This window comes from Actinoplanes sp. NPDC051346, from assembly GCF_040682215.1.
GTDB lineage: Bacteria > Actinomycetota > Actinomycetes > Mycobacteriales > Micromonosporaceae > Actinoplanes.
Genome location: NZ_JBFBAJ010000034.1, coordinates 1 through 6,333, shown reverse-complemented (window position 1 = coordinate 6,333; position 6,333 = coordinate 1). Strand labels below are relative to the sequence as shown.

Genomic DNA, 6,333 nt, shown 5'->3' with positions numbered 1-6,333 from the left:
GGTCGAGCGAACTTTCGGCTGGCTGATGCAACACCGCCGGCTCGCCCGCGACTACGAGTCCCTCCCACAACGATCACGCGCCATGATCCTCTGGGTCATGGCTAACACAATGTCCCGCCGGCTGGCCGGAGAATCCACCCAAACCTGGCGCGACTGAACACTGCCAATCCAGGTCAGGCCCGGCCCTCCGGGATCAGATGCCCTCTCAGGCCCGCTCGGACAGCATCCGCTTCTGGCCGAGATGAATGCGTACTTAGCAGTGTCCGGATTTCGGCACTCCTCGCCCGTGGTTGAGCCCGCTGAGATGGCTTCCGACAAGGACGTCATGATGATCTGATGCGAGCTGACGAGGCCCGAACCCGCGAGCTTCTACGGGCACACGACGATCCAGACCATCTTGAGTTCCCCGCCGGTTTCGATCACGGGCAAACCGCGGTGCGCTTCACCCAGCTCGAGGCGCAACTCCGCGCCGCGTTCGGGACGGTTGCTTCCTGGGATGGGCAGGATTGCAGCTTCCACGGCGGCATCGAAGTGCCCGCCGTAGCCACCACCGGCGGTCTCAAGCTCAGGGTGATGGTCAGCAACTTCGGCGACCTTACTGCGGTATCTTCCGAAGAGGGTCTCTACTGCGACGATGTCGAACTCGCGGAATTGCTGCATCCCGCTGACGCCGCTCGCATTTACGGAGTCTTGGACGATCTGGGCTATGTCACCCTGCGACTGGACCCCCTCGACGAGATGTACGACGGCGTCTGCGCACATCTCCGCACGCAAGGCGAGAAGTGGTGGACTCGCTACTTCGACTACCTGTAGAGACGTGGCCTCCGCGTGAATCCCGCGCACTGATCTGCCGCCGCCCGTGCGCACCGACCGGCGGCGTGCGGTCACGCGGTGTGATCGTCGGGCTGGCTCCTTGTGCACCTGCCCCGTTCGGCTTGACCCGGCATGACTAGGCAGCCGTGAGCTGCGATGGTGCCAGGTCACGCGTTCGATCCCGCGCGACGTCGTCCGGACCACGTGGCACCCCCTGAGGTGATGACGCAAGGTCTCGCCGCTGAGGACTTGAGCCTCAGCGGCCTCCGAGGCCGATCGTGGTGGCGTGGCTGGGTGAGAGCGTGATCGGTCCGACCCAGCCTCGGACGGTCGCCGCGATCTGGGCGCGGCGGGGTTGCGCGGGGTGGACGTCGCGGCCGTGTGCCCAGTTGTCCAGCAGCGCGTGGGTGGTGTCCAGGGCGGTGGTGACGATGGTGTGGGCGCGGGCCTTGTCGTCCCAGGTGTGCCAGAGCGCCCACCCCTCGTCGCGGGCGTCGACGCCCAGGCGGACGCAGCCGGTCCGGTAGTTCTCCTGCTGGGCGGGGCTGCTGCCGGGTGTGATCACGGCAGCGCCGCCGAGGGGGAGCAGCGGACGCTCATCATCCAGACAGCCGTCGTCATCAAAGTGCCAGTGTTGAAGGGCGCGGGCCAGGTCGTTGACGGCCCGGTGCAGCTCGGTGGCCTCGGCCGGGTGCGGCCCGGAGGGCTGCCAGCCCTCCTCCTGGGCGGCGTGGACCACGTCGCGGGCGAGCAGCTCGATCTGTCGCAGGTGGTCGTGTTCGGTTAGCTCTGGCTCCAGCACCTGGACAGTGTGGCCAGGGATCGCGACGCTGACCGGACCGCCACCCCCGCTGCCGCGACAATTCCGCCCGGATAGGTGCACTCATCCGCATACAACGCGCGGTCGCTCACCACCCCAGCTGCGACCGAATCTCCGCCTGTCACGCAACGTAGTCGACGTAGCGGCGGAACGGCCTTGCCTCCGGCGACACCGGCACGGAACCGGAGGTTAAACGCCAAGCTAAGTGCCTGTCTCGCTACCTGTTTTCGCAGCTAGCGCCGGTATTAGCCTGCCTGGCTCCGTCTCTGCCGTTCGTGTCGCCGTCACAGTGACACCGATCCGAACGCCACACCGGAAAGTAGCTCTCCTTGATCCGGTGGGCGGGTCTGCCGATGGCACGGCGGCTACTGCGCGGATTGAGCGGCGTGCGGCGGCAGCCTGGACTGCGACTCAGTGCGCTTCGAGGACGAAGAAGATGAAGGAGAGGAACGCCGTGCGGTCCACGAGGTGTGGAGGCAGGAGCTCGCGCGGAGTATCGGGAGACATGGGGGGCTCGCTGATGACCGAGATGCGAAAGCCCGCGTCGGTAAACGCATCCGTCATTGCGTGCAGCGGCCGGTGCCAGTAGGTCAGCTCCGTGCACTGCCCGTCGAACGTGCACTCCTCTGACCATTGCGCGAGGGCGAAGTAGTCGCCGTCCGGGTTCACTACCTCGTAGGCGATCGGGTGCTTCACCGACAGGAGGAGGCGACCGCCTGGCTTCAGGACTCGTCGCAGCTCAGCCAAGGGCGCGGTCCAGTCCTTCAGGTAGTGCAGGACCAGGGACACGACGACATCGTCGAACGCCCCGTCAGCGAAGGGCAGTGGCTCGCTGAGGTCGGCCACCAGCAGCGTGACGTCTTCGCCCAGCCGCCGTTCGGCCAGCTTGAACATTGCGGGGCTGGAGTCGAAGGCGGTAACGATGGCCCCTCGCTCGCGAAGAGCCGCGGACAGGGGACCTGAGCCGCAGCCGGCATCGAGGATCCGCCGACCGTTCACGTCCCCGGCAAGTTTGATCATCGCGGGCCGCTCGTAGTAGCCGTTCATCAGGTTAGATTCGTTAGCCGCGGAATAGCGCTCGGCGAAACTGTCGTAGTGGTCGGCCTTCACCAGGGTGTCTCCTAAGCATGCTCCAAGGTCGAGCAGACGATCTTGGCATGGAGGCCGACATACCTCTACCCCGGCCACAGGTGGCGAAGTCGGACGCGCTAATGCCGGGAAGCCGCATCAAGCAGCACGGGGCTAGGCCGTGAGCGCCGCCGCGAGTTCGGGTAAAGACCGGCCACGCAGCCGCGTTCGAAGGTTTCCCAGTCCGCGTCGTCGATGGTGGTCATGCGCTGCGCACGAGCAGACCGAGGGCAGACTTGACGCCAGTGAGCTGCCCCAGCACGAGTTGCACCCACTCGTCATCGGGCAGCCGTTGCGCGTGCGGGATGACCGTGCTGCTCAGCAGCAGGGCGATACGGGTCAGCTCGGTGCGCACGCAGGCCCGCTCGTAGGCGATCCAGTCGGCCGGGTCCGTCGACAGCCGGTAGCGCAGCGCCGCCGAGCTGCAGGCCAAGTCCCGGCACCGGCACCTGGCCACGCTCGGCATCTACGTCCGGCTCGGCGAGGAGACCTCCGCCCGCATCACCGCCGAGAACGACGAGCACCACCGTCGACACCGACGCTGACCCGCCGCGGCTTCCGCTTGGCCGTCAGCCCTTGGACATCACCCGTCCACAGGTCGAGCTGCACGCTTGCGAACCTGGAGGGCCGGCACCGTGAGCACGAACTCCCCGACCGGCTGGCCGCGGCGCAGATGCTGCTGGCCGATCATCGAGCCGAGCGCCCACACCTGCACGATCGATCCCACCCGGTACACGGTGCAGACGTCCGGGACCAAGGCGCTGGCACCTGGCCAGCCAGGGATCAGCCGTGCGGCTTCCTCCGGCCCGAGCGGGTCCACGGTTGGCTGCATGGTGCTGTTCGCCATCTGGCCAGGATCGTCGCGAGGCGCATCCCACATGCCGGAATCACCAAATCCGGGCGGTGAGTTCTCCGGAAAACCGATACCTCGGGATAGGCGTCCAGGTAGAGGCCTAGATCAACTGCTTACCGTTGTTTTTGGTCTGAAACTACAACCGCCCTGTCGCTACCCGCCGAGCCGACCAAGGCCGACATGCAGGTCCGAGGCCGCGCCCAACGAGTCGCCGAAGCCCTCGCCGGACGCCAAGGCACCGGTATCCAACGGACCACGACACCAGCAACCGACCAGACGGAGAACACACCCAGCGACACCCCGACGACCTGAAGTGTGGTGCTGGGACAGCTACACGAGTGGGGCCTCGTACGGCGAAACTGCCGTACACTATGCCGTATGGCAGACACCGAGAAACTCACCGTCCTGGTGCGGACCAAGAGCCTGATCGCCGAGCGGGCCCGTGCTGCGGGCCTGTCCCAGGGCGACTACCTCGACTCGCTCGTCCAGGAGGATGACCTACGCGCCCGGGTGCAGCGCGACGCCGACACCATGGCGGCCGCCGGCCTGGACTCCCCGGAGCGGGCCGCCCGCTCGGCCGCTATGATCGCCGGGCTGCGGGCCGCCCGGTGACCATCACCCCCCAGTGCGGCGAGGTGTGGCTGCTCGACGAGGCGTCGGTCCTACCCGGCGGGATGATCAGCCTGGTCGTCTCCGGGCCCGCCTACAACGCGGCCCGCCCGCGCCGTATGGTCGTCGAGGTCGTCGCGGAGAACCTGCCCAGCGCCGGCGCCCTGCTCGCCGCGATGCCGGCCCGGCTCGCGCACCTCGGAGTCGCCGTCATCGGCGAGCCGATGACGGTCCCGCTCGTCTGGTTCCAGCACGCCACGAACGAGCCCCTGGCCGTCCTCGCGGCCGACGAGATCGACCCGATCACCGACGCCCTCCGCGCCCTCATCGGCCGCCGGCCCTGAGGCACCCGCGCTCGATGCTCAGGTGTGGGCCGAACGATCCGTTCCGGGCGCTGCACTCCTGCCCGCCGACCTCGCAGCCGGTACCCAGCCCGTCCTGACGACGCGGTGGTAGCTCGGGAGTCGCGTTGATGATGTTGGTGCCGGGCTATCAGGTCTCATGATCACAATAAGTGTCGGTAGTGCGCCCTAGAGTGAACGCGTGGCGTCGAAGGTCTTCTATGTTGATCTCGGTGTGGAACTGGATCTGCGCCGGCCTGATCTGGGGTGTCCGCAGGTGCCGGGCCTATGGGACCAGCTGTACGGGAACGTGTCCCGAGGGGCGCTGCGGTGCATTGGGTTCGCCCGCGGCCAGTGCCAGCCGGGATGCCCGGAGTGGATGTACCTAAAGGTGTCCACCACCGGCCGGCGATACGCGGCGCACCTTCGGCACGGCGAAACCGAGTGGTCGCCGGAGAGCAACGAGCACAAGGCGCTGAAGGAGCGGATCGCGCGGGCCGCGGTCGCTGGCGGGTTCGAGGCGACGATTGAAGACCGCGGCACGCACCGCCGTACCGATGTGCTGGTCCGCGGACCGGACGTGCTCCTGGGATGCGAGCCGCAGTTGTCGCCGATCAGCGTGTCCTCGGTACGCCGACGCTCGCAGACCGCGTACGACGACCGGATCACCCCGCTGTGGACGACCAACAGTCGGACGGCCAACGTGATCGACCAGGCGCCATGGGCGCGGATCGACTCGATGCCCTGGCGGCAGTACCTGCAGCCGGACTTCGAGATGCCGGTGCGCGGCGGGATCCGTAAGCTTGACTCGATTCCGTGCACCCCGGGCACGGTGTGCAACGACCGCAAGCTGAGGCAGCCGTGCACGGGCTGGAACCACCAGTTCGCGCCGGTCCAGCTACCCCGGTTCGACGATCTGATCGTGCGGGCCGCGGCCGCGGACCTAAAGCCGCTCAAGCAGCAAACCTCCCGCGGGAGCGTATTCTTCTGGGCGCCAGCCAGCGACGTCGCGGAGGTCGTGACCGCGACCGGGCCGGCGCTGGTCACCACGCTGGGCCCGATCGCCGTCCGCATACCGCCGAAGAACCCGGTCGTGATCGGCGTCGACGACGACGATGAGTGCACGTACGGCGACGACACGTTCGGGCAATATCCGTGGACGCCGCGGCCGCGGGAGAACACGGACCCGGTCCCGGTCCAGCGCGACCCGAACGCGGTCGCCCGAGAGGCCCGAGCCGTCGCGAACCTCGACGCGTTCCTGGCCGAGGTATCCGACCGCGGCGGCCAGCTGGCTGCCGACCCCGTCCGGACAGGGACTGCGCCGCCTGGCTTCGTCGGCTGGCGGCTGCCGATGCGATACGAGCCAGTGGACCTGCTGATCCCGGACACGACGTACGCGGAGCTGCGCGGTGTGGCAGCAAGCGCACCACGGTTTCTCTAGGGGTTCCGTGCCTGTACGTCAACGGTGAGGCGTGGTGGTGGTACAGCGCGGTCGGCCTGGTCGCCACGCGGGGCAACCCCGACGCCGAGGCGATCCGACAGCAGGTCCGCCGGTAAGTCCCAGAGGACACACGACCCGCCCGTGCTTCCCCGGCCGTCGCCGGCGCTGACCGCCGGGCGGCGCGAGGAGCGCTGGTGCCGGTTCAATAGCCCGCGAAGGGCGCTGGACGCCTAAGAGGGCATCTGATCCTCGATCGGGTTGATTCGCGTTTGTGGGCGGTTGGCAGCCGTGCTGACTCGTTGGCGGGGCATGAGGATGGAGCGACGTC

8 protein-coding genes and 1 pseudogene are annotated in these 6,333 nt (G+C 67.8%); 5 read left to right on the top strand and 4 right to left on the bottom strand.

What is annotated here, in order from left to right; all coding sequences use genetic code 11:
• Positions 1 to 157 (top strand): annotated as a pseudogene (locus AB0M36_RS37530) (IS5/IS1182 family transposase); the annotation flags it as partial.
• 179 nt (positions 158 to 336) lie between these two features.
• Complete coding sequence (locus AB0M36_RS37525) at positions 337 to 813, top strand: hypothetical protein (protein ID WP_364167556.1); 477 nt, start codon at positions 337 to 339, stop codon at positions 811 to 813.
• Between the two features lie 256 nt (positions 814 to 1,069).
• On the opposite strand, the gene AB0M36_RS37520 is transcribed toward AB0M36_RS37525, so the two are convergent.
• From AB0M36_RS37520 to AB0M36_RS37505, 4 genes are all read right to left on the bottom strand, one after another.
• Positions 1,070 to 1,615 (bottom strand): hypothetical protein, encoded by a 546-nt coding sequence (locus AB0M36_RS37520; protein ID WP_364167554.1) that lies wholly within the window; start codon positions 1,613 to 1,615, stop codon positions 1,070 to 1,072.
• A 429-nt stretch (positions 1,616 to 2,044) separates the two neighbouring features.
• Positions 2,045 to 2,743 carry a methyltransferase domain-containing protein gene (locus AB0M36_RS37515; protein WP_364167551.1) on the bottom strand — a complete coding sequence of 233 codons (699 nt, stop codon included), beginning with the start codon at positions 2,741 to 2,743 and terminating at the stop codon, positions 2,045 to 2,047.
• Positions 2,744 to 2,963: 220 nt separating this feature from the next.
• The gene (locus tag AB0M36_RS37510) at positions 2,964 to 3,194 is read right to left on the bottom strand and encodes a hypothetical protein (protein ID WP_364167548.1); all 231 of its coding nucleotides are present in this window, start codon (positions 3,192 to 3,194) and stop codon (positions 2,964 to 2,966) included.
• A 150-nt stretch (positions 3,195 to 3,344) separates the two neighbouring features.
• Positions 3,345 to 3,608 carry a hypothetical protein gene (locus tag AB0M36_RS37505; RefSeq protein WP_364167546.1) on the bottom strand — a complete coding sequence of 88 codons (264 nt, stop codon included), beginning with the start codon at positions 3,606 to 3,608 and terminating at the stop codon, positions 3,345 to 3,347.
• Between the two features lie 384 nt (positions 3,609 to 3,992).
• On the opposite strand from AB0M36_RS37505, the gene AB0M36_RS37500 reads away from it, so the two are divergent.
• The 3 genes from AB0M36_RS37500 (at position 3,993) to AB0M36_RS37490 (ending at position 6,005) form a co-directional block, all read left to right on the top strand.
• Entirely contained in the window at positions 3,993 to 4,226 is a 234-nt protein-coding gene (locus tag AB0M36_RS37500) for a hypothetical protein (protein WP_364167543.1), read from the top strand.
• A complete protein-coding gene (locus AB0M36_RS37495) occupies positions 4,223 to 4,567 on the top strand; it encodes a hypothetical protein (protein ID WP_364167541.1) in 345 nt (114 codons plus the stop codon). Before AB0M36_RS37500 ends, AB0M36_RS37495 begins: the two co-directional genes overlap by 4 nt.
• A gap of 199 nt (positions 4,568 to 4,766) precedes the next feature.
• Entirely contained in the window at positions 4,767 to 6,005 is a 1,239-nt protein-coding gene (locus AB0M36_RS37490) for a hypothetical protein (RefSeq protein WP_364167538.1), read from the top strand.
• The last annotated feature ends 328 nt before the right edge of the window (positions 6,006 to 6,333 follow it).

What these genes read in the sequence shown, in the direction of transcription:
- AB0M36_RS37500 (WP_364167543.1), top strand. Translation starts at nt 3,993, where the DNA reads ATGGCAGACACCGAGAAACTCACCGTCCTGGTGCGGACCAAGAGCCTG.
- AB0M36_RS37505 (WP_364167546.1), bottom strand. Translation starts at nt 3,608, where the DNA reads ATGGCGAACAGCACCATGCAGCCAACCGTGGACCCGCTCGGGCCGGAG.
- AB0M36_RS37525 (WP_364167556.1), top strand. Translation starts at nt 337, where the DNA reads ATGCGAGCTGACGAGGCCCGAACCCGCGAGCTTCTACGGGCACACGAC.